A 21,147-nucleotide genomic window follows, 5' to 3' on the forward strand; every position below is an offset into this window, starting at 1 on the left:
TGCTCCCGCGCGTCCGTCGCCGCAGGGCGGTCAGGGGCCGGCATCGCGCCCATCGTCCCGCCCGGCCGCGCCGCTGGACCTGGCGCCGCTGGAAGACGAATCGACCGCATGGTTCGACGATGCGCCAATGCCACCGCCAGCCGTCGCTCCGGTACGCCCGGAGCCGGTCAGCGACGAGGCCATCGCACAAATGGATTGGGACGCACTGCGCGCCGCCGTTTCTACCTGCACCCGCTGCACGCTGTGCGAAACCCGCCGCGCCGCCGTCAACGGCCGTGGCGCCGAGCGCGCCAGCTGGATCGCTATCGCCACCGCGCCGTCGCAACAGGACGAGGAGGCCGGCGAGCCAGTCACCGCCGAAGCCGGCCAGCTGCTGAACAATATGCTGAAAGCGATCGAGCTCAAACCGGATAGCGAGGTGTATGTCGCCACGCTGGTCAAATGCCGTCCGGTCGACCGTTCGCCGAGCGCCGACGAAGTCATCGCCTGCCGTCCGTTCCTGGAGCGCGAGCTGGCGCTGACCGGCGCCACCATGGCCATGACCTTCGGCCAGTTCGCCGCCAAGGGATTGATGATGGGGCCAGCCGCGCGCGGCAAGGTGATGCACTACGGCGCCAACCAGCTGCCGGTGGTGGCGACCTATCACCCGGACGATCTGCTGCGCAAACCGGAAGACAAGGCCAAAGCCTGGGCCGACCTGTGCCTGGCGAAAGCCAGCCATGCCTGACCCCACGTCCGGCGCCAGCTATCAAGCCCAGTTTGAGCAGCGCTGGCCGCAGCTGGCCAACCCGCACGTGCGCGCGTTGGCCTGGCTGCTGGACGCGCCGGATCTGCTGGACCCCGCCGCGCCGCACTGGCAAAACCGCATCGCCACCCTCGGCGCGCTGACGCCAGCCACCGTCGACTGGCTGCACGCGCTGGAACGCGATCAATCCCGCCTGGACGTCGCCCTCGGCAGCCGCCACTACACCCGTCTCGGCCTGTACGCCGAGAAGCTGATGGCGTTCTACTTTGCGGAACACGGCCAGCTTTACGCCCACGGCCTGCAAGTCCGCGCCGACCGCACCGATACCGTCGGCGAATTCGACTTCCTGCTCCACAACGGCAACGGCCTGACCCACATTGAATTCGCCACCAAGTTCTATCTTCTCGACAGCCCGGCCGCCGATTTCAACGGCCTGATCGGCCCCAATCTGGCCGACACGCTGGGCGTCAAAATGCGCAAAATCTTCGATAAGCAACTGACGCTGGCCGATCATCCGGCCGCTCAGGCACTGCTGCCGATGCCGGTCAGCCGCGCGCAAGCACTGGTGAAAGGCTGGCTGTTCTATCCGGGCGCCGCGCCGGACATGCCTGGCATCTCGCCTCAACACTGCCACGGTTTCTGGATGACGCAGGAACAGGCCGCCGCAACACTGCCGGAGCAGCGCTACGCCATCATGCCGCGCCTGCAATGGCTGGCGCCGCTCAAAGCACCCGCAGCGGACGGCATCGACCGCAACGCCTTGCTCGCCACGCTGGCGACGCAAACCACGCCGGTAATGATCGCCGCGCTAGTGGAAAAAGGAGAATGGCTGGTGGAAGAAAGCAGGGGCTTCGTAGTGCCGGATGGCTGGCGCGCACAAGCCGCGCAGCGCCGCCACGAGGGCGTGCTGCCAGCCTAGCGCGTTGCTGTCAGTGCCGCAGCGGTGCGGCAGGCAACAGGTCCGCCAGCGCCTTGGCGTAGGCATTGCGCGCAGTCTGGTGAATCGCCACATCGCGCTGCAATTCCACCAGTTTGGCGTCGGTCGCCTGCAGCATCGACAGTTCGCGCTGCGCCGCTTCCGACAACTCCGCCAGGAAGTAGTCGATGCCGTTGATATTGACGGTGTCCTTGGTGCTCATGTTTAGTGCTTGGCCTCGCCAATCAGCGCCACCGAGTCAAACTCGCGCTGGTTGGCCTTGTGTTTGCGCAGGATGTACAACATGGTGCCGGCCAGGAACAGGCCAAACGCCAGAATAATCAGATTCAGATTCATATGCGCGCGCAGCATCAGCGAGTACACCGCCAGCATGGTCAGAATCGACAGGTTCTCGTTGAAGTTCTGCACCGCGATCGAGTGACCTGCGCTCATCAGCACGTGGCCGCGGTGTTGCAGCAGCGCGTTCATTGGCACCAGGAAGAAGCCGCCCATCAGGCCGACCACGATCAGCATCGGATACGCCAGCGGCACCGAGTGGATCAGCGTCACGCTCATCACCACCACACCCATGGCGATGCCGACCGGGATCACGCTCAGCGACTTGCGCAGCGAAATAAAGCGCGCCGACATCACCGCGCCCAGCGCCACGCCAATCGCCACCACGCCCACCAGGCTGGTCGACTTTTCATAGCTCAGATGCAGCGAGCGGCTAGCCCATTCCAGCACGATGAATTGCAGCGTTTGCGCCGCGCCCCAGAACAGCGTGGTCACGCCCAGCGAAATCTGGCCCAGCTTGTCCTTCCACAGCATGCTGTTGCAATTGGCGAATTCGCCGATCAGCTTGGCGGGATTGTGCTGCTGATGACCGTACACGCAGCCGGTGTCCGGAATCCGCGTATTGAACAGTGCCGCCACCGCATAAATGCCGACCACCACGCACAGCGCGGCTTGCACCGGGCTGTTGATGCCGGTATCGATCATTGGCACGTCAATGCTCAGCAGCGCCGACGACACGCGGGTGCCGACCAGCGCGCCACCCAGCACGGTGCCGAGAATAATTGAAATCACGGTCAAGCCTTCGACCCAGCCATTGGCGGCCACCAGTTTTTCGGCTGGCAGTAATTCGGTGAGGATGCCATATTTGGCCGGCGAATATACCGCCGCGCCAAAACCGACCACGGCGTAGGCCAGCAGCGGATGGACGTGGGCAAAAATCAGCAGACAACCCGCAACCTTGATCAGGTTGGAGATGAACATGACCTTGCCTTTAGGCATCGAATCGGCAAAAGCGCCGACAAATGGCGCCAACAGCACGTAAAAGAGGATAAATGACAGCTTCAGGAGCGGGGTTAACCATCCTGGAGAGTTCATCGTCGCCAGCAAGTCGATCGCGACAAAAAGCAGCGAGATGTCCGCCAAGGACGAAAAGAACTGCGCTGCCATGATGGTGTAGAAACCACGATTCATTCTGGGATATGCCTGAAAACTTATCTGGCTTGCTTTATACCATGCTTTGTTCGTATCCCCAAGAATTGAGCAGGGCGGCGGGGGTGGCTCTTGGTAGAATAGCGCCTTGATTTATTCCGCAGAAATGAGACCCATGCCACGGCCGATCTTAGCAACTATTCACGTCGATTCGATGAAACATAATCTGGCGGTGGCCAAGGCAAAGTCGCCCGGCGCCAAGGCGTGGGGCGTGGTCAAAGCCCATGGTTACGGCCACGGTCTGGAACGCGCGATGCGCGGCTTTGCCGATGCCGACGGGCTGGCGTTGATCGAGTTCGACAACGCCGTCAAGCTGCGCGAAATGGGCTGGAAGAAGCCGATCCTGTTATTGGAGGGTTTCTTCGGTCCGGCCGACCTGCACACCATGGCCGGCTACGAGTTGCAGGCGGCGGTGCATTGCAACCAGCAGCTGGAATGGCTGGAGGCGGCGCAGGATCAGCTGGCCGCGCGCGGCATCCGTTTCGACCTGCATCTGAAAATGAATACCGGCATGAACCGCCTCGGCTTCATGCCGGACGCGTTTGCCGCCGCCCATGCGCGCCTGAGCGCGATCCGCTGCGTCGGCAGCATCACCATGATGACCCACTTCGCCAATGCCGACGATGTTGACCATCCGCTGCTGCCGATCCGCGAGCAGATCCGCCGCTTCGAGCGCGGCACGGCCGGCTTGCCGGGCGCGCGCAGCCTGTCGAATTCGGCCGGTGTGCTGCTGCATCAGGAACTGAAGAACGACTGGATTCGTCCCGGCATCATGCTGTACGGCGGCACGCCGGGCGGCGGCAGCGCCGAGGAATTCGGCCTGCAAGCGACCATGACGCTGAGTAGCGAAATCATCGGCGTGCAGGACATTGCCGCCGGCGAGCTGGTCGGCTACGGCAGCCGCTTCCGCGCCGAAGGCCAGATGCGGGTTGGCGTGGTCGCGTGCGGCTATGCCGATGGCTATCCGCGCGTGGCGCCGCTGGGCACGCCGGTGCTGGTGGATGGCGTGCGCACTCGTCTGGTGGGACGGGTCTCGATGGATATGCTGACCGTGGATCTGACCGATCTGCCGCAGGCGCGCATCGGCAGCCCGGTGGTGCTGTGGGGCCGTGGCTTGCCGATCGACGAGGTGGCGGAGCAAGCCGGCACCATCGGCTATGAGCTGATGTGCGCGCTGGCGCCACGCGTGCCGGTGGTGGAGGGCTGATCGATGGCGAAGGCGAAGACCAATTACACCTGCAACGAGTGCGGCGCCACCGCCACCAAGTGGACCGGCCAGTGCGCCGCCTGCCAGCAGTGGAATAGCATGGTGGAGACGGTGATCGAGACCGGCGGCAATAACCGCTACTCGCAGCCGGCGCATATGTCGCTGGCGCAGACCGCGCCGGTGCTGTCGTTGGCCGATATCGATGCGATCGACGTGCCGCGCTTCGGCACCGGCATCGAGGAATTCGACCGCGTGCTGGGCGGCGGCCTGGTGGCGGGTGGCGTGGTGCTGATCGGCGGCGATCCGGGCATCGGTAAATCGACCTTGCTGTTGCAGGCGTTGGCCAATGTGTCGCATATGAAGAAGGTGCTGTACGTGTCCGGCGAGGAGTCGGGGGCGCAGATCGCGCTGCGCGCCAAGCGCTTGAATATCGATGCGCGCGAGCTCAAGTTGCAGGCGGAAATTCAGCTGGAGAAAATTCTCGGCACGCTGGCCGATCTGAAGCCGGAAGTGGCGGTCATCGATTCGATTCAGACGCTGTATTCGGACGCACTAAGTTCGGCGCCGGGCTCGGTGGCGCAGGTGCGCGAGTGCGCGGCGCAGCTGACCCGAGCCGCCAAGCAGACCGGCGTTACCATCATCCTGGTCGGCCACGTTACCAAAGAGGGCGCGCTGGCCGGGCCGCGCGTGCTGGAGCACATTGTCGATACCGTGCTGTACTTCGAGGGCGACAACCATTCCAGCTTCCGTCTGGTGCGGGCGATCAAGAACCGTTTCGGCGCGGTCAACGAGCTGGGCGTGTTTGCGATGACCGAGAAGGGCCTGAAGGGCGTATCGAATCCATCGGCGCTGTTCCTGTCGCAGCACGATAACCAAGTGCCTGGTTCCTGTGTGATGGTGACGCAGGAGGGCACGCGGCCGCTGCTGGTGGAAATCCAGGCGCTGGTCGACGCCAGCCATCTGCCCAACGCGCGCCGGCTGTCGGTCGGTCTGGAGCAGAACCGGCTGGCGATGCTGCTGGCGGTGCTGCACCGCCACGCCGGCATCGCGGCGTTTGACCAGGACGTGTTCATCAACGCTGTGGGCGGCGTCAAGATCAGCGAACCGGCGGTCGATCTGGCGGTGCTGTTGGCAATTAACTCATCCATGCGCAACAAGGCGCTGCCGAGCGGCTTCGTGGTGTTTGGCGAAGTTGGCCTGGCGGGCGAGATCCGGCCGGCGCCACGTGGGCAGGAACGGCTGCGCGAAGCGGCCAAATTGGGCTTCTCGGTGGCGATGATCCCGACCGCCAACGCGCCCAAGCAACCGATTGAAGGCATGACGATTATTGGTGTTGATCGTATCGATGATGCCTTCAATAAGCTGCGCGAAATCCAATAACGTTGTATTGTTACGTGTTGTAATCATTAATAATGGCAATAACGTAACTAGAGGGATAGGAAAGTGTTAGTCGATCAAAGGTCAGGTGCGCGTAAAATCGTGCGTTCCAAGGCGGTGGTGGTGATGGATGGCATGCCGCCACTGCAGGGGCGCACGCTGGACATCAGCGCGAGTGGCTTGTCGCTCACGTTTGACCACAAGCTGGCGACGGGCGATATCGGAATGGTGTCGTTTGAGTTGTTTGTCGAGGGCAGGGCGCAGATACTGAGCTGCCGTTCGCGGGTGAACTACTGTATTTTCAGTGGCGATCACTTCAAAATCGGCTTCCAGTTCATGAATCCGGATCTGGCCACCATGGCCACTATCAATAAATTTCTGCGTTGATGCCTGCGTTGAGCGGCGCCGGCCCGGTGTAACGGGCGCGCGGCCGGATCAGACGGTTGGCTTGCACCTGCTCCAAAGCGTGCGCGAGCCAGCCGACGCAACGACCGATGGCAAACAGCATAAACGGCGCATCGTCCGGCAGGCCGCAGGCGGTGGTCAGCAGCGACAACGCGTAATCACAATTGGGCAATTCGCCCGCGTGCTGTGCCGCGCTCGCGGTTAGCGCTTCATATAATTGAATTTTTGGTAGCAGTTTGATTAGCGCTTGCGCGCGCGGGTCACCCGCGCTGTAGAGCGGATGGCCGAAGGCGGGCAGGGGCTTGCCGCTGGCCAGCCAGGCGCGCACCGCCTCGTCCGCGCTGCTTTCTTGTGCCTGCGTCACCAACTGCGCGAACTCCTTGGCCGCGCCGCCATGCAGCGGGCCGGTCAGCGTAGTGAAGCCAGCCAGCACGCCGGCCGCCAGCGAAGCGCCAGTCGAAATGGCGACGCGGGTGGCGAAGGTGGAGGCGTTGAGTTCGTTATCCGCCATCAGCACCAGTGCACGGCGGATCAGATCCGCATGCGGCTCGGCATGCCAGGCGTGCGCCAGCCGCAAGTGGATCGCCTCGCCGCCGCCATCTGGCGTGCCAGTCATGGCGCCGACCAGCGTGACCAGCACTTGCGCCGCCTCCGCACGCAACTCCGCCGGCGACCGGCCCAACGAAGCCGCATCCACCGCGCTGCGGCGGGCGAGGGCAAGCAGCCCGGCCGCCAGCGCAGAGCCATCGCCGTGCGCGCCGCCGCTGCCGTCGCCGTCGCCGCCGCGACCGAGAGCGCCACCGCGATCGCTGACGTCCCCGCCGCCGATCGCGCCGTTGCCGCCGGCCTTGCTATCACCACCATCCTCCCTGACGGCCAGCCGTGCGCCCGGCCAAACCTCCGCCGCCTCACACTGCCACAACAACACCGCAATCTCTTCCAAGCTAGCGCGCTCGGCCAACAAAGCCGCATCATACCCGCGATACAGCAACCGCCCATCCGCAATCGTCGAAATCGAAGACGGCAGCACCGGATCGCCATACTGCATCGCCTCACTGGAGACAATCTCCACCTTGCGCCGCCCATTCGCCCGCCGCGCCATGCGCAACACATCATCCCGATGATACAAACTGCGCCGTGGATCGACCTCATCCGGCCGCGCCCGAATCTTCCCCCGGCTCACATTGGCATACAACGTCTGCGGACGAACATTCAACACATCCAGCGCCTCAGCGGCAGTCATCCAGACCATAACCAGCTTCCTATGTTGACACATCAAGTCAAGATTGACGCTTACGGACCAGCAGTCCTAAGCTGCGGGCAAGCATAACTTAGTTGGAGCCACCATGTCTGACCGCCTGCTGCGCGCCGCCTGGAGCGCGCTCGACCTGCCAATCACCGCCATCGACGCCGTACGCTGGACCGGCGAAGGCGAACTGCCATCCTACTTCCCCACCACCGGCCTGGCCGCCGCCTCGGTCGCCGCCGCTGCGCTGGCCGTGCGCGAACTGATCACCGCCCAAGGCGGCGCACCAGCATCGGTAACAGTCGACCAGCGACTAGCCTCCATGTGGTTCAGCTGGTCGATCCACCCCGTCGGCTGGGAACGCCCTCCGCTATGGGACGCCGTCGCCGGCGACTACGCCACCGCCGACGGCTGGATACGCCTGCACACCAACGCCCCACATCACCGCACCGCCGCGTTGGCCGTGCTTGGCTGCGCCGCCGAACGCGAAGCCGTCGCCCAAGCCGTGTCCGCGTGGCGCGGACAAGAACTGGAAGACGCCATCATCGCCCAAAGCGGCTGCGCAGCCATGATGCGCTCCATGGCCGAATGGAACACGCACCCACAAGGCCAAAGCGTCGCCAACGAGCCCCTGATCGCATTCAGCGAAACCAGCCTTGCCGTCGCACGTCCGTGGGCATGGACCAGCGACCGCCCACTGGCCGGCCTCAAAGTCCTCGACCTGACCCGCGTACTGGCAGGCCCGGTAGCAACCCGCTTCCTCGCCGGCTACGGTGCCGACGTCCTGCGCATCGACCCGCCCACTTGGAGCGAACCAGGCGTCATCCCCGAAGTGACATTGGGCAAACGCTGCGCGCGCCTCGACCTGACGCGCCCCGAAGACCGCGCCATCTTCGAAAGCCTTTTAGCCCAAGCCGACATCCTGGTCCACGGCTACCGCCCAGCCGCACTGGAGCGCCTCGGCTACGGCGAACAATACCGCCGCCAACTCAACCCCACACTGATCGACGTCGCCCTCAATGCCTACGGCTGGACCGGCCCCTGGTTCGGCCGGCGCGGTTTCGACAGCCTGGTCCAAATGAGCAGCGGCATCGCCCACCACGGCATGCAACAGCAGGGCGCCGACAAACCCGTCCCGTTGCCAGTCCAAGCCCTCGACCACGCCACCGGCTACCTGATCGCCGCCGCCGTCGTCCGCGCCCTGATCGCCCGCGTGAACCAAGGCCGCACCCTGCAAGCCCGCCTGTCCTTAGCCCGAACCGCAAAGCTGCTGATCGACGCGCCAGCGGCAAGGCCCGCCCCAGCCTTGGCCGCCACGAGCGACGCAGACTACGCGCCGCAACTGGAACAAACCGAATGGGGACCAGCCCGCCGCTATCGCTCGCCAGCAATCATCGAAGGTACGCCCATGCACTGGCCGCGTCCCGCCTCCAGCCTAGGCAGCGCCACCGCCAGTTGGTAGCACCTCCTATGCGATGACCGGGGGACTTTGTGTTCTTGATTAGGGTGTGATAAATTCAAGTAACTATTTAATAACATGGGAATTTCTCGTCGCTGTCTCGCCAGAAAGTAGTTTTCTGGCGGGATGTTAAGCGACATTTAGGGTGCCTAATTTTTGTTATGCGTTTTCCGTATGAATGACCTGAATCAATTGGTAGAGCTACTGGACCGCCCGGACGACAATTACTGGGGCGACGTGCTGTCGTCGGAAGCGCGAGAAATTATTGATAAAAATATCGATGGAATTTTGTCTTCCGTACTCAACTGCTGGCGTCAGTGGCCAGAGAACCGGCTTGAGAACTTAGCCTATCTGCTAGGTGACAGTCCTTCTGAAGTTGAGAGGAAGTTGGTGTATGAACTTCTCGATTCTCAGTATGAAAGCGTCGCTTTTAGGGCTAGAGAGGCCGCTCATGAGTTTGAGTCTCGTGCATAACCATAAGCTCCAGCGGCCGTGCTACCACGGGCGTTGCCCGCTTCCGCACGCCGCTGAGCATACACGTTAGAATCCATGGGACCGCTCTACTCATTCGCTCTTATTCTCATCGTCACTGTGGCGTTGGGCGCGGCCGTTTTTACAACGGCGCGCGTTTTCCACCTGACACATCCGTTTTTGATTGCACTGGCTTTCCCGGTCGGTGCGGTCGTTGGCGGTGGAGTTTCAGTTCTTCTCGCCGCCCTCGTTATTGGTGTTGGCCCCGCGCTCAATGGGCAGCAGGCTCTTGGCTATCTCGCGTTTCTTGGTTTTGGGGCGCTTGCTTCTGGTGCGCTATTTGTTTGGTGTTGCAAGTGTTTTCTAACATTCAACTCAACCGGACGCGCTATGCGCGCCGGTTAGTGGCACGTTAAGCCTCGCACTACCCACGCACGCGCCCTAGGCGCCATCCGATCCGTGTCCCCTCGACTGAGAGGTTACCCATGAACACCTATCCACCGCTCGCAGCCCTGTGTTTGAGCCTTGCAGTCAGCATGACTGCCTCAGCGCAGCCCACTGCATTCAGTTCATACACCGAAGTGATGTCGTCGGACGTCCCTGCCACCATCTTACAGCGAGTCATCGCCAGAGACGGGAAGTCGAAGACCTACACCGATCTTCTCCCTCTCGATGGCGGCACGGTTGGGATTGCACATTTTGCCGTTGGCGGCCTCTCCAATCTCTATCGCGAGATGAACACGCAGCGCTTCTTTGCCAAACCCACAAAAGAGATGATTGCAAAGTATTCCTCTGGCTGTCGACCTACAGGAAAGTCTGGAGACGATACGGGTTGGGGCTGCTTTTCGCAGAAGTGGTGGCGCCAAGGCATGTCGGCATTTTTGTCCTCAGAAGATGCAAAGACGGTTCAGAACAAGGCTTGGGCGCGCATGATGAAACCAACCATCGAGACTGCGCTTGCGCACGGTTGGACCACACCCCGCCAGCTTGGCATCGCTTTGAGTATTGCAAACTCATCCGGCAGCGAGGGCTTTCAAACGCTGGCGGGCAAGCTGAAGTGGGAAGCAGAGCCTACGTTGGAGGCCTACGCCAGCAGGAGTCCACACACCGCCCGACGGAGAGACGCACTGGATAGTGTGTACCCAAGATGAAGAAACCCTGCAAGGCCTAACGGTAGGTTCAACGCGGACAAAAAATGCTTTGCATTTTTGCCGGTTAAGCTGGGTGTTATGCCGTGCTCAATGAAGATGTGCTCGGGTAAAATCGATATCCAAGCAGCCATTAGGGGCGATCGCCGGAGGTTCTCTTGTGACCGCAAGAGCCCATCAATCAGCATAGGGAGTAGAGCTTGATCCAGCTTGACAGCCAAATCGTTTCGGATATCGCGACGCTTGAAGGGATTTACGGAACGCCTGCCGCAGCGTCGATAAAAAAAGAAGTGGCATACATTCATCCGCACTATCGAAAATTCATCGAGGCGGCGCCGTTTGCCCTCCTGGCAACAAGCGGATCGGACGGTCTCGATGTGTCGCCCCGAGGTGACCCCGCTGGTTTTGTCCGGGTCCACGACGAATTCACCTTGCTCCTTCCCGATCGTCGCGGGAACAATCGAATCGACAGTCTGCGGAATGTCCTGCATGATTCCCGGGTCTCTCTCATCTTTTTGATACCCGGGATTGGGGAAACGTTGCGGGTCAACGGTACTGCATCGATTCAAGTCGATCCGGATTTGCTGTCAACCTTCAGTATCGACGGCAAACCGCCGCTTTCCGTATTGGTCGTGAAAGTCAACGCGGTGTTTTTCCAGTGCTCACGCGCGATACTGCGTTCGCATCTCTGGGACCCGTCCAAGCATCGGGATCGTGGAGATTTGCCGAGCCCTGGAACAATCCTGGGGGATTTGAGTAATGACGAAATTGATGGCCCCAAATATGATGCCGATTTGCCCCGGCGTTTATCCACAACTCTTTATTGATCTCGGCAGCGTCGCTGATTCGTGCACTTAGTGCCGATTTGTCGCGGCATTTTGTGTGATGCCATGGGCTCAATGAGCAGCAATGGAGTCACTAATTGACCTTGGCAGCTCATTCGTCCCGGAAAAAGGGTATTGGAAACGACGGACGCGCCAAAAGTGCAATTGATCTGCTGGAGCCAATTGATGACCAGGCAGCCTAACCCTTCCTTCAGGCCGACGCGCCGACGGCGGTCCGCTTCAGTCAAACATTATGCCTTTTGATATGACGGTATCTTTGCTTTCCGCTTCCGATTACGCCAATCGCGTTCTGAAGGTTAACCATGCCGGTGAAAACGGGGCAGTGAACATTTATCGCGGTCAAATTTTTGCGGCCCGTATCACGGCGTCGGACATGCTCGACGAGTTGAGGGAGTTTAAGTCTCACGAAGAAAAGCATCGCGCGATTTTCTGGTCCGAGTTGCAACGCCGTGAGAGGCCTCGCTGCAAGAGCTACTTCCTGTGCGGGATTGGTGGTTTTTTCTTGGGACTTGTCACTGGTTTTTTCGGTAGTCGGGCCATCGCTGCAACAACCGTCACAGTCGAGCGTGTCGTACTGGGGCATTTGGAGGAACAACTTATTTTGCTCCGCGATATAGATTCTGCCGCCTATGAGGCAATTTCCTCCATAGTCGAAGAGGAAAGGCTACATCACGAACAATCTGCAGCGTATATCAAACATGATCAATTTTGGCCTAAGGTTCTAACTCCTTTCGTAGCTGGATCTACAGAGGTCGTTATATGGCTCGGCATGCGCCTATAATGCATAACAATCAATTCCAGTGAGCGCCTGCCGGCGCCGCTGAATAACCGGGTTGAGAGATAGGAGGGGAGCTGTAATGGTTGGGAAGTTCATGCGGCGCGCGGCGGTGATTGATACGATCAAGAGTGAAGAGCGTACCAACGCCATTCAAAAGCGTAACGGGACAAATCATCCCGTTACGACGACGATGTGTGGCTGCCCCGATCCTAATTGTGGTGCTTGGCACACGATTCGAACCGAGCGCACTTTGCCTTCGGCGTCGGAAGCCGACGCTACGCTCACAGTGCGTAATTCTGCACAACGCACTGAGGAACGCGCCGCCAAAGCCCAACCAGACAATCAACCCGGACGCGTTAAAGTCCGCCGGCTACTCTGAATCGTTAGACCGTACATGCTGCCGACTCCTCAATTCACTGCAGATCTGTCCTTCCATTTCCGAGGACACGGGGTCGATCGTCGTCGTTGGTTTCTGTTTGACGAATCGCTTCATCGTCGCGTGCCAATGCAAATGGCTGGCGTTGATGGTCTGAATACCGTGGGGATGTGGGTCGATAAAGCACATACCTTTCATGCCGGGGAGTCTGTACGCGTTCGTTGTGTCGTGATCGCGCCTGACCTGTTCTCCTCAGTGGTAAAGCCCGGAGTCGAATTCGAACTGTGGGATGGTGGTTTCTTTGCAAGCGGTGTGGTTTGCGAGCGCGTTGACGCTGGGTGGCCGAAATGAAGTCTAATCTTTCAAGCAACCGGACGGCTTACGCGCTGCGCGCTCCAGCCGCCGTTTATCACACGCGTTGGACCACATGAGTGACTTCGCCGTACAACAAGAGACTTGCCATCGTTTTGACGCTGCCTTCGTGGCTTACGATCAAATGGAGAAGGTCGGGATTGCGCTTGCGACCTTGTCTGAGCTTCCTTTGAATGCACTTAGGGTCAAGCCGCTGGACGGGGTGTCGGGTTGGTACATTTGGGGTGGCGAGTATTCCGCCGCTGGTGATTTCTTTTTACCGCTCCATATTGCGCATATTGAAGATTACTGCGCGTTGATCGTTCCTTACCTCGGGCTGGCGCCCGGTTGGCGTGTGCAATTGGCGCCAGGGCATGAAGATGTTTGGTTTGATGAAAGCACTGCGAGTGAATAGCTATTTGCTCAACTATTCCCTCAATCGGGCCACTGCATCGCTTCGGGCTGCAGCGTCCGGTTACGTCCAGCGTTGGGTTAGGTCTCGGCGTCATGAACAATCCATCTGAACACATTTTGAAGTCAGATCCCAGCAAACTATTGGTCTGGGTTCGGCGTCAATTCGCTGGTGAGATACCCATGCAGCCGAACTTCAACTGGCACGGGCTCGCAGAGGCGGCGGGTCTTCGTTCAGGGGCTTCTGCAGATGCTTGTGAGTGGGCACAGCTATCAGTTTCTGTTTATTCATGGCTCGCGCAACAGGCCGATACGCATGCTAGTTCTAGTTTTAGTTTCAAACAATCTGAAATGATGATTCGCGCGCGCCAAATCCGTAGCTTTGGTTCGCATGCGGGGCACCCTGTTCGGGATTCGCAGGATGTTTTAGATTGGTTTGAAAGCGAGCGTCGTTTTTCATTGGTCGAGGCAACCGTACTAGTCCAAGATTGGAGAACACTACCAATCGACGAAATGCGCAAACTTCGCCGTATAAAAAATGTACTGTCTGTGCTTGCTGTTATCTGGGATGAGTTATCTATGGAGTGCAGGAATGACCTTCAGGGCTGGGCCAACCTGAAAACTAAACTACCCTAAAATGCCTAACCACTTCATCAACGCGGACGCGCTAACGCACTCCGGTTATGCCAACTGTTAGAGGCAAAATGTTGCGCCTGTCTATGCTCATCGTTTTGGCCCTGGCGGCTTCAATTGGACATGCTGAGGCCGATTTGCTGGCGGATCTAACTAAGGGGCAACCGAAGGATGTGGCTGCCATTGCTGCACGTATCGCCACATGCGCTCATTTCTCCGGTGAGGAATCGTACGACACCGCGCGTCGGCGGGAGATCGCTGCAGCAATGAAGAAGTACCGCTGCGAGACGCTCGAAAAAGACGAGGCCGTAGTCCGTAGGCGCTATAAGGACAATCCTGCGGTACTTGGCATTCTTCAAAAGGCCCATGAATGGTAAGCGTCATTTTGCGTACTCAATATCTGATTTTAAAATCAAGCGGACGCGATGCAGCAGGCCTTGTCCACTTCCTCGCGGCACTGAGCAATCACGTTTGCCCCCATATTATTTTGAAACGTTGAGCGACATGAAGATACAGGACGATCACATAGTCGAAGAGCCGGAGCAGGTTACGCGGTTTGTTTGTGGTGCCATTCTTGGCGCTCTGGTAGGCATAGCTCTGATTGTTTTATGTGGAATCCAGTCATTCGTGGCCGCAGCTGCAGTCTTTGTCATACCGATGGTCGGGTGTGGTGTTCTGGCGCTTTATTGGGGGGGATCGTTTTTGGAAAGAGGTCGTTGAGTGGCTCGTTCACGTTTGATGATATTTCTCGCGCTGGTCTTGTCGCCGTTGTCTGCCGGTGCGGAATTAAGCGGTGCAATCGCGACAGAGTCGCGCGATGCGGCGTCTGCCTATATCGGGACCAACAATTTTATTGTGGGGCGCATGGCGGTTGAGTGTTTTGGTCTGTTGGAGCGTCCTCAGCCGCCTCAGGAATACGCTGCGCAGTGGCGATAGCGGAATGCATCGTTCTACGCTGCTTCGGTTGCTTACATGGGGCAGCGGTTGAAGGAGGCGGAGCAGTCGGGTGGTCCTGCTGCGAAAGATGCGGTGCTATCTACTTACACGGCGGCGGTTCGCAATAATGGGGCTGCCACCGTGGCTGACTTTTTCAGGAAAGGCGAGAAGATGGAGGTTTGTCTGCGCGTCATTGGGCTGATGGATGGCGGGGCATTTGATATTAAGCCGGGCACGCCGATGCACCCAGAACTCCAGGCGCTCGTACAGTACTTTGAGCGCTAAGCCAGGGAGGTGACGCCATCTGGAATTTGGCACGTCACAACGACGATAAACGATAACTTGCCTAATTTTTCCATGACTCGAAAACTCGCTGTCCTATCGTTATTATCGGTCTTCCCGTCGATTGCGCTGGCGCACGGGGAGGAGGTGCTGGTGCCGATCATGTTGCAGCTGCTGTCTGTGATCGTAACCGTGCTGTCGTTGTGCATAGTCCGACGCTTCAGGCCTTACTTCATCGGCGGCGTGCTGATGTGCGTTGCCGGCGTAATCGCGTCCTGGTTCATTACCGGGCCGCTGCCGTTCTTTGAAAACCAGCTGCTGATTACGCTGGTTGACGTAATCTGTCCGCCTGCGGCGACGGCGATTTTCCTGGCGTGGGCGCTGCGGCGCGAAGTAAGAGGGTAGAATCGGCCTTTATTCACCGCTTTGGTGCAATGATTCATGTTGCATACTAGGTAAGTAATCAACATGGCGGACCCTTATTATGGCCACTTCCAGCATCAGTTCCACCACCAGCTCCACCACGAGCACGGTGTCGACCGACGTTTACAACCGCGTCGAACAAGTGATGTCGTCGCAAACCACGGCGGCCAACAAGCTTAATGCCAGTCTGACGTCGGACCAGACCAAGCTGTCCGCGCTCGGCCAGCTGCAAAGCGCGCTGGCGAATTTCCAGCAAATCGCGGCCGGCTTGACTGGCGATGGCCTCAGCACCACCGCTGCCAGCTCGGCCAGCAGTGTGCTGAGCGCGACGTCGACCGGTTCGGCCAAGTCCGGCACCTATGCGGTCGAGGTTCAGCAGCTGGCGCAGGGGCAGTTCCTGACCAGCGCCGCGTCTAGCAGCGCCAGTGCGGCCATCGGCAGCGGCGCCAGCACCACCGTCAAGATCGAGTTTGGCACCGATGGCGACGGCGGTTTCAAGGCCGGCAGTACCGCCAGCAAGACCATCACCATCGACAGCAGCAACAATACGCTGGACGGCATTGCCGCCGCGCTGAAGACTGCGGGTGTGGATGCCAGTGTGGTGAAGGGCAGTGATGGCCAGTACACCTTGAATATCGCCGGCCAGAGTGGCGCCGCCAACAGCATGCGTATCAACGTCAGCGGCGATGCGTCGGTGAAGAATCTGCTGGCCTACGATCCGGACGGCACGCAGAACCTGACCCAGACCGCTGCCGCCCAGGATGCGATCCTGACGGTCGATGGCAAGCAGGTCACCAGTGCCAGCAATACCGTCAAGGACAGCGCCATCAGCGGCGCGACGCTGAATCTGACGGCGGCCGGCAAGAGCAACGTCACGGTAACCCAGGATAGCAGTCAGATCGGCGCCAATCTGAAAGCCTTTGTCAGCGCCTACAACGACCTCAACGCCAAGATGCTGAAGCTGCAGAGCGGCGATCTGCAATCGGACACCGCGCTCAAGCAAGCCATGAATCAGATGAGCTTGCTGATCAAGACCGGCGGCGGCTCGGTCTCGGTCACGGCCTTGGCCAAGGCCGGCGTCAGCCAGGACGCCAAGGGCAACCTGGTGCTGGACGACGGCAAGCTGCAAACCGCGTTGAGCACGGATTCGGCCAGCATTGCCAAGCTGTTCACCAATGACGGCAGCGGGATTGCTGATCTGCTGTCGGCCAAGGCCGCCGCGCTGACCGGGGACAACAGCGTGCTGACCAAGGAAACCACGCAGACCACCAACGAAATCGCCACGCTGACCGCCAAAAAGACCAAGATGACGGCTGCGATGACCACCCAGGCCACCGCCTTGGCCGCGCTGTACAGCGCCCAGTCCGAAACCGGCTCGGGCAGCGCCATCAACGGCACCAGCAGCGGCACCGGGACCTTGTTCGATATGTTAGGTTGAGTTTTCTATACGAATTCCTTGCATCCGGGCGATGGATGTCCGATCATCACGGCTTATGTGATGAATCCCATTTCGGAGGTGCTATGGCAGGGAAGTTCGTTGGTGCGGCGTTGTTGGCTGCTGGTTTGATGGTGGGCGCGGCGCAGGTGGCCGTGGCGCAGGAGGAGAAAGTCCTCAATATCTATAACTGGTCGGACTATATCGCCGAGGATACGGTTAAGAATTTTGAAAAAGAAACCGGTATCAAGGTCCGCTATGACCTGTTCGATAACAACGAAATCCTGAACTCCAAGCTGGTGGCCGGCAAATCCGGCTACGATATCGTGGTGCCGACCGCGCAATGGGCGCGGCTGCAGATCGATGCCAAGCAGCTGCGCAAGCTGGACAAGTCCAAGCTGCCGAATCTGAAAAACCTCGACCCGGCGATCCAGGCCAAGCTGGCCAATATCGATCCGGGCAACGATTATCTGGTCGACTGGCTGTGGGGCTATACCACGGTCGGCATCAACGTCAACAAGGTCAAGGCCGCGCTGGGCGGCATGCCGCTGCCGGACAATGCCTGGGAGCTGGTGTTCAATCCGAAATACGCGTCCAAGCTGAAGTCGTGCGGCATTTCCTTCCTGGATTCGCCGTCGGAAGTGTTGCCGGCGGCGCTGATCTACGCCGGCAAGCCGGCGTTCTCGAAGAGCGCGGCCGATTACGCCGAGGCGGCCAAGGTGCTGCAGGCGATCCGTCCGTATGTGACGCTGTTCAGCTCGTCGGGCTATATCAATGACATGGCCAACGGCGGCGTGTGTGTGGCGCTGGGCTGGTCGGGCGACATCAATATCGCCCGTCAGCGCGCGATCGATGCCAAGAACGGCAATGTGATCGAGGTGCTGGTGCCGAAAACCTCGGCCGCGCTGGTGTTCGACACGATGGCGATTCCGGCCGACGCGCCGCATCCGAACAACGCGCATCTGTGGATCAATTACATCATGCGTCCGGAAGTGCACGCCAGCCTGACCAACAAGGTGTTTTACGCCAACCCGAACGCGGCCAGCGTCAAGCTGGTGCGCAAGGATATCGCCGGCAACAAGACGGTGTTCCTGTCGGAAGAGGATAAGAAGCGCATGACGCCGCCGGAAGCGGTGCCGGCCGACATTCGCCGCAATATCACCCGTATCTTTACCAAGTTCAAAACCGGCGTATAAAAAGCGCTGTAAACGTTGAACGGCGCGAGTGGCGTTGCCCGGATAAGGCACGCCGCTGGCGCCGTAAGCTTCTGTGAAGCGCTTTGCTATTCGTGATAGCGGTCGTTGAGTTTATGTTTACTGCCACGCATCTCCTGCACCAGTTCGTAAACAACCAGGGCGATCATTCCGCCAAACATCCCCATGGTGAGCAAGGTGAACATCATGATGGCCTCCCCCTCCTTAGTTGATACAATTAAACTTTAGCAGATGCGAATCGCTTTACAAGCTATTTGACTACCAAATCTGCAGCCATGACGGCTTTCAGATACACGCTCATGGCGTCGCCCGGATCGCGCTGCGCGAACCACCAGGCGCTGGCCTTGCGGATGTCCCATTCGAGGTCGTCGCCGGTCAGCAGCAGCGAGGCCACCTGGCCCAGCGTCGGCTGATGGCCGACCACCAGCACCGAGTCCTTGTTGCCCGGCCAGTTGACGGCTTTCAGGATGTCGGCCGGGTCGGCGCCGGGCGCCAGGTCGGTGTGGATTTTGAATTTGCGGCCCAGCGCTTCCACCGTCTGCAGCGTGCGCACGGCGGGGCTGGACAGGATGCGGCAGCTGTCCGGCAGCTGGGTGTTGAGCCACTGGCCCATGCGACGCGCCTGCTTCTGGCCCTTGCTGGTCAGCGCGCGTTCCAGATCGGTCATGCCCGGTCCGGCATCCTCGGCCTCGGCATGCCGCCATAAAATGAGATCCATGCTTTTCTCCTGACTAGTTTGCAAACAGATCCCGGCGCACGCGCCTCCCGGCGCGCCGCGTTTATTCCAGATGGCCTTGCGGCGTGCCCAGCGTGTCCATCAGGTGTTGCTGGGCGCTGAAGCCGGCTTGCTTGGCGCGGGCCCGGCGCCGTTGGTAGTGGCCGTCCGCTTCCAGTTCCCAGGCGTTGATATTGTCCTTCAGGTAAGGGGTCAGGCCCTCGGCCATGACCCGCCGTTTCAGCGCTTTGTCCAGGATCGGGAAGGCGACTTCGATGCGGCGGAACAGGTTGCGGCTCATCCAGTCGGCGCTGGCCAGGTAGGTGTCGTGTGCCAGGTCGTTGCGGAAGTAGTAAATCCGGCTGTGCTCCAGGAAGCGGCCGATCACCGAGCGTACCTTGATGTTTTCCGACAGTCCCGGCACGCCCGGCTTCAGGGTGCAGGCGCCGCGCACGATCAGGTCGATCTTGACGCCATCCTTGGACGCGGCGTACAGCGCGCGGATCACCGATTCGTCCACCAGCGCATTGACTTTAACAATAATCCGCCCCGGTCGTCCAGCGCGCGCGATGCGTGCTTCGTTGCGGATCGCCTTGATGATTTCGTTCTGCAGCGCGAATGGCGCCAGCCACAGGTGCGACAGCCGGTGCGGCTTGGTCAGGCTGGTCAGGTGGATGAACACTTCGTTGACTTCCTGGCTGATACCGGGGTGGCAGGTCAGCAGTCCGAAGTCGGTATAGAACTTGGTGGTGGTGGGGTGGTAGTTGCCGGTGCCGAGGTGGGCGTAGTAGCGCAGCTTGCCTTCTTCGCGGCGGATCACCAGCGCCACCTTGGCGTGGGTCTTCAGGCCGACCACGCCGTACACCACTTGGGCGCCGGCCTGTTCCAGCTTGTCGGCCCAGTTGATATTGGCTTCTTCGTCGAAGCGCGCCTTCAGTTCGACGATGACGGTGACTTCCTTGCCGGCGCGGGCGGCAATGATCAGCGATTCCATCAGGTCGGAGTTCATGCCGGTGCGGTAGATGGTTTGCTTGATCGCCACCACGCTTGGGTCGTGGGCGGCGCTGCGGATGAAGTCGATGACGGTCTGGAACGACTGATACGGGTGGTGCAGCAGGATGTCGCCTTCGCGCAGCGCGGCAAAGATATCCTGGCTGGCGGTCTTGTGCGCCAGGCCGGGGAAGAACGGCGGGAAGCGCAGGGCCGCGGTGTTGACGTGGTCCATGATCTCGTTCAGCCGCACCAGGTTGACCGGGCCGTTGACCGCATACAGCCGGCTGTGGTGCAGGCCGAACTGGTCGAGCAGGAATTGCGACAGTTCGGGCGGGCAGTTCTTGGCCACTTCCAGCCGCACCGAGGCGCCGAACTGGCGGCCGACCAACTCGCCCTTGAGGGCCTGGCGCAGGTTTTTGACCTCGTCCTCGTCGACCCACAGATCGCTGTCGCGGGTGACGCGGAACTGCGAGTAGCCGATCACCTCGCGGCCGGCGAACAGGTCGGAGATGTGGGCGTGGATCACCGAGGACAGCAGGCAGAACGAGATGCCGCCGCTCTTCGATAGATGGTCGGGTAGCCGGATCACGCGCGGCAGCACGCGCGGCGCCTTGACAATGGCGATGCCGGTGCCGCGCCCGAACGCGTCCTTGCCGCTGAGCTGGACGATGAAATTCAGGCTTTTGTTGACGACTTGCGGGAACGGGTGGGCCGGGTCGAGACCGATCGGGGTCAGCAGCGGCCGTACTTCGGTGTCGAAGTATTCCTTGACCCAGGCCCGCTGCGCCTCGTTGCGCTCGTTGTGGCGCACCAGGTGGATGCCGTTGGCGGTCAGCTCGGGCAGGATTTCGTTGTTGAGGATTTCGTACTGGTGGCTCACCAGCAGGTGGCATTCATTGCTGATGCGGGACAGCGTGGCGACCAGGGCAGGGTGGCTGGACAGCGCGCCGTCGGCGGCGCCGGCCGCCAGCAGGCTGGCCACGCGCACTTCAAAGAATTCGTCGAGGTTGCTGCTGGCGATGCACAGATAACGCAGCCGTTCTAATAAGGGGATGCTTTTATCTTCCGCTTGCGCCAGGACGCGGCGGTTGAACATCAGTTGCGACAGTTCCCGGTCGAGGAAGGCCGAGTTCTTGTTTACTTCCACATGCAAGTCAGGCTTCATGTTTTTTTGATCACTTTGCTGTTGTCTCCATTCTAGCGTGTTTGGGCCAGAAATGATTGCAACAGTGTAAAGAAGAAATATGACAGCGGCGTGACAAATCCTGTCATAAA

Annotated in this window: 24 protein-coding genes; 19 read left to right on the forward strand and 5 right to left on the reverse strand. The window is 60.1% G+C overall.

Translation table 11 applies throughout. From position 1 onward, the window contains the following. Together GJ699_RS31815 and GJ699_RS31820 are read left to right on the forward strand one after the other, a co-directional pair. Positions 1–727, forward strand: a 727-nt coding sequence (locus GJ699_RS31815; protein ID WP_154383441.1) for a uracil-DNA glycosylase, incomplete at its 5' end; no start/stop codon positions are given. Next, entirely contained in the window at positions 720–1,664 is a 945-nt protein-coding gene (locus GJ699_RS31820) for a DUF1853 family protein (RefSeq protein WP_154383442.1), read from the forward strand. The genes GJ699_RS31815 and GJ699_RS31820, both read left to right, overlap by 8 nt. Before the next feature lie 10 nt (positions 1,665–1,674). Here GJ699_RS31820 and GJ699_RS31825 read toward each other — a convergent pair whose 3' ends face one another. Together GJ699_RS31825 and lplT are read right to left on the reverse strand one after the other, a co-directional pair. Next, positions 1,675–1,884, reverse strand: coding sequence for a DUF6447 family protein (locus GJ699_RS31825; RefSeq protein WP_154383443.1), 210 nt, complete (start codon positions 1,882–1,884; stop codon positions 1,675–1,677). 2 nt (positions 1,885–1,886) lie between these two features. Further along, entirely contained in the window at positions 1,887–3,149 is a 1,263-nt protein-coding gene (gene lplT / locus GJ699_RS31830) for a lysophospholipid transporter LplT (RefSeq protein WP_154383444.1), read from the reverse strand. 133 nt (positions 3,150–3,282) lie between these two features. On the opposite strand from lplT, the gene alr reads away from it, so the two are divergent. The 3 genes from alr (at position 3,283) to GJ699_RS31845 (ending at position 6,138) form a co-directional block, all read left to right on the forward strand. Next, the gene (alr, locus tag GJ699_RS31835) at positions 3,283–4,374 is read left to right on the forward strand and encodes an alanine racemase (protein ID WP_154383445.1); all 1,092 of its coding nucleotides are present in this window, start codon (positions 3,283–3,285) and stop codon (positions 4,372–4,374) included. A gap of 3 nt (positions 4,375–4,377) precedes the next feature. Then, the gene (radA, locus tag GJ699_RS31840) at positions 4,378–5,754 is read left to right on the forward strand and encodes a DNA repair protein RadA (RefSeq protein ID WP_154383446.1); all 1,377 of its coding nucleotides are present in this window, start codon (positions 4,378–4,380) and stop codon (positions 5,752–5,754) included. A 63-nt stretch (positions 5,755–5,817) separates the two neighbouring features. After that, positions 5,818–6,138, forward strand: a complete 321-nt coding sequence (locus GJ699_RS31845) for a PilZ domain-containing protein (protein WP_371867727.1) — start codon at positions 5,818–5,820, stop codon at positions 6,136–6,138. Here GJ699_RS31845 and GJ699_RS35060 read toward each other — a convergent pair. Then, positions 6,119–7,408 carry a citrate synthase family protein gene (locus GJ699_RS35060; RefSeq protein WP_154383447.1) on the reverse strand — a complete coding sequence of 430 codons (1,290 nt, stop codon included), beginning with the start codon at positions 7,406–7,408 and terminating at the stop codon, positions 6,119–6,121. The two genes, GJ699_RS31845 and GJ699_RS35060, sit on opposite strands and share 20 nt — an antisense overlap. A 94-nt stretch (positions 7,409–7,502) precedes the next feature. Between GJ699_RS35060 and GJ699_RS31855 the strand changes: the two genes are divergently transcribed. From GJ699_RS31855 to GJ699_RS31920, 14 genes are all read left to right on the forward strand, one after another. Continuing rightward, positions 7,503–8,864, forward strand: coding sequence for a CoA transferase (locus GJ699_RS31855; RefSeq protein ID WP_154383448.1), 1,362 nt, complete (start codon positions 7,503–7,505; stop codon positions 8,862–8,864). Between the two features lie 171 nt (positions 8,865–9,035). Continuing rightward, positions 9,036–9,335, forward strand: a complete 300-nt coding sequence (locus GJ699_RS31860) for a hypothetical protein (protein ID WP_154383449.1) — start codon at positions 9,036–9,038, stop codon at positions 9,333–9,335. 75 nt (positions 9,336–9,410) lie between these two features. After that, on the forward strand, positions 9,411–9,737 hold the full coding sequence (locus GJ699_RS31865) for a hypothetical protein (RefSeq protein ID WP_154383450.1): 327 nt from the start codon (positions 9,411–9,413) through the stop codon (positions 9,735–9,737). A gap of 80 nt (positions 9,738–9,817) precedes the next feature. Then, on the forward strand, positions 9,818–10,483 hold the full coding sequence (locus tag GJ699_RS31870; protein ID WP_154383451.1) for a hypothetical protein: 666 nt from the start codon (positions 9,818–9,820) through the stop codon (positions 10,481–10,483). Positions 10,484–10,683: 200 nt separating this feature from the next. Further along, complete coding sequence (locus GJ699_RS31875) at positions 10,684–11,307, forward strand: pyridoxamine 5'-phosphate oxidase family protein (RefSeq protein WP_371867731.1); 624 nt, start codon at positions 10,684–10,686, stop codon at positions 11,305–11,307. A gap of 250 nt (positions 11,308–11,557) precedes the next feature. Then, positions 11,558–12,106 (forward strand): demethoxyubiquinone hydroxylase family protein, encoded by a 549-nt coding sequence (locus GJ699_RS31880; RefSeq protein ID WP_229262393.1) that lies wholly within the window; start codon positions 11,558–11,560, stop codon positions 12,104–12,106. Positions 12,107–12,497: 391 nt separating this feature from the next. Next, complete coding sequence (locus tag GJ699_RS31885) at positions 12,498–12,830, forward strand: hypothetical protein (protein WP_154383453.1); 333 nt, start codon at positions 12,498–12,500, stop codon at positions 12,828–12,830. Between the two features lie 76 nt (positions 12,831–12,906). Further along, positions 12,907–13,245, forward strand: coding sequence for an immunity protein Imm33 domain-containing protein (locus GJ699_RS31890; protein WP_229262394.1), 339 nt, complete (start codon positions 12,907–12,909; stop codon positions 13,243–13,245). Positions 13,246–13,424: 179 nt separating this feature from the next. Then, the gene (locus GJ699_RS31895) at positions 13,425–13,877 is read left to right on the forward strand and encodes a hypothetical protein (protein ID WP_154383454.1); all 453 of its coding nucleotides are present in this window, start codon (positions 13,425–13,427) and stop codon (positions 13,875–13,877) included. Between the two features lie 68 nt (positions 13,878–13,945). Then, on the forward strand, positions 13,946–14,251 hold the full coding sequence (locus tag GJ699_RS31900) for a hypothetical protein (protein WP_154383455.1): 306 nt from the start codon (positions 13,946–13,948) through the stop codon (positions 14,249–14,251). Positions 14,252–14,846: 595 nt separating this feature from the next. Next, positions 14,847–15,095, forward strand: coding sequence for a hypothetical protein (locus GJ699_RS31905; protein WP_154383456.1), 249 nt, complete (start codon positions 14,847–14,849; stop codon positions 15,093–15,095). A 72-nt stretch (positions 15,096–15,167) separates the two neighbouring features. Continuing rightward, positions 15,168–15,497 carry a hypothetical protein gene (locus tag GJ699_RS31910; RefSeq protein WP_154383457.1) on the forward strand — a complete coding sequence of 110 codons (330 nt, stop codon included), beginning with the start codon at positions 15,168–15,170 and terminating at the stop codon, positions 15,495–15,497. 79 nt (positions 15,498–15,576) lie between these two features. Beyond that, positions 15,577–16,953 carry a flagellar filament capping protein FliD gene (gene fliD, locus GJ699_RS31915; RefSeq protein ID WP_154383458.1) on the forward strand — a complete coding sequence of 459 codons (1,377 nt, stop codon included), beginning with the start codon at positions 15,577–15,579 and terminating at the stop codon, positions 16,951–16,953. An 83-nt stretch (positions 16,954–17,036) separates the two neighbouring features. Then, entirely contained in the window at positions 17,037–18,146 is a 1,110-nt protein-coding gene (locus tag GJ699_RS31920; protein ID WP_154383459.1) for a polyamine ABC transporter substrate-binding protein, read from the forward strand. Positions 18,147–18,414: 268 nt separating this feature from the next. Here the strand turns inward: GJ699_RS31920 and sixA are convergent, their stop codons facing one another. Both sixA and ppk1 read right to left on the reverse strand, forming a co-directional pair. Continuing rightward, positions 18,415–18,882, reverse strand: a complete 468-nt coding sequence (gene sixA / locus GJ699_RS31925) for a phosphohistidine phosphatase SixA (RefSeq protein WP_154383460.1) — start codon at positions 18,880–18,882, stop codon at positions 18,415–18,417. Between the two features lie 61 nt (positions 18,883–18,943). Beyond that, entirely contained in the window at positions 18,944–21,091 is a 2,148-nt protein-coding gene (gene ppk1, locus GJ699_RS31930) for a polyphosphate kinase 1 (protein ID WP_371867732.1), read from the reverse strand. Between the last annotated feature and the right edge of the window lie 56 nt (positions 21,092–21,147).

The organism is Duganella guangzhouensis (assembly GCF_009674535.1).
Classification (GTDB): domain Bacteria; phylum Pseudomonadota; class Gammaproteobacteria; order Burkholderiales; family Burkholderiaceae_D; genus Rugamonas; species Rugamonas guangzhouensis.

What these genes read in the sequence shown, in the direction of transcription:
- GJ699_RS31880 (WP_229262393.1), top strand. Translation starts at nt 11,558, where the DNA reads ATGCCTTTTGATATGACGGTATCTTTGCTTTCCGCTTCCGATTACGCC.
- radA (WP_154383446.1), top strand. Translation starts at nt 4,378, where the DNA reads ATGGCGAAGGCGAAGACCAATTACACCTGCAACGAGTGCGGCGCCACC.
- GJ699_RS31860 (WP_154383449.1), top strand. Translation starts at nt 9,036, where the DNA reads ATGAATGACCTGAATCAATTGGTAGAGCTACTGGACCGCCCGGACGAC.
- GJ699_RS35060 (WP_154383447.1), bottom strand. Translation starts at nt 7,408, where the DNA reads ATGGTCTGGATGACTGCCGCTGAGGCGCTGGATGTGTTGAATGTTCGT.
- GJ699_RS31905 (WP_154383456.1), top strand. Translation starts at nt 14,847, where the DNA reads ATGGGGCAGCGGTTGAAGGAGGCGGAGCAGTCGGGTGGTCCTGCTGCG.
- fliD (WP_154383458.1), top strand. Translation starts at nt 15,577, where the DNA reads ATGGCCACTTCCAGCATCAGTTCCACCACCAGCTCCACCACGAGCACG.
- sixA (WP_154383460.1), bottom strand. Translation starts at nt 18,882, where the DNA reads ATGGATCTCATTTTATGGCGGCATGCCGAGGCCGAGGATGCCGGACCG.
- lplT (WP_154383444.1), bottom strand. Translation starts at nt 3,149, where the DNA reads ATGAATCGTGGTTTCTACACCATCATGGCAGCGCAGTTCTTTTCGTCC.
- GJ699_RS31920 (WP_154383459.1), top strand. Translation starts at nt 17,037, where the DNA reads ATGGCAGGGAAGTTCGTTGGTGCGGCGTTGTTGGCTGCTGGTTTGATG.
- alr (WP_154383445.1), top strand. Translation starts at nt 3,283, where the DNA reads ATGCCACGGCCGATCTTAGCAACTATTCACGTCGATTCGATGAAACAT.
- GJ699_RS31885 (WP_154383453.1), top strand. Translation starts at nt 12,498, where the DNA reads ATGCTGCCGACTCCTCAATTCACTGCAGATCTGTCCTTCCATTTCCGA.
- GJ699_RS31870 (WP_154383451.1), top strand. Translation starts at nt 9,818, where the DNA reads ATGAACACCTATCCACCGCTCGCAGCCCTGTGTTTGAGCCTTGCAGTC.
- GJ699_RS31900 (WP_154383455.1), top strand. Translation starts at nt 13,946, where the DNA reads ATGTTGCGCCTGTCTATGCTCATCGTTTTGGCCCTGGCGGCTTCAATT.
- GJ699_RS31910 (WP_154383457.1), top strand. Translation starts at nt 15,168, where the DNA reads ATGACTCGAAAACTCGCTGTCCTATCGTTATTATCGGTCTTCCCGTCG.
- GJ699_RS31895 (WP_154383454.1), top strand. Translation starts at nt 13,425, where the DNA reads ATGCAGCCGAACTTCAACTGGCACGGGCTCGCAGAGGCGGCGGGTCTT.
- GJ699_RS31855 (WP_154383448.1), top strand. Translation starts at nt 7,503, where the DNA reads ATGTCTGACCGCCTGCTGCGCGCCGCCTGGAGCGCGCTCGACCTGCCA.
- GJ699_RS31820 (WP_154383442.1), top strand. Translation starts at nt 720, where the DNA reads ATGCCTGACCCCACGTCCGGCGCCAGCTATCAAGCCCAGTTTGAGCAG.
- GJ699_RS31865 (WP_154383450.1), top strand. Translation starts at nt 9,411, where the DNA reads ATGGGACCGCTCTACTCATTCGCTCTTATTCTCATCGTCACTGTGGCG.
- GJ699_RS31825 (WP_154383443.1), bottom strand. Translation starts at nt 1,884, where the DNA reads ATGAGCACCAAGGACACCGTCAATATCAACGGCATCGACTACTTCCTG.
- GJ699_RS31890 (WP_229262394.1), top strand. Translation starts at nt 12,907, where the DNA reads ATGAGTGACTTCGCCGTACAACAAGAGACTTGCCATCGTTTTGACGCT.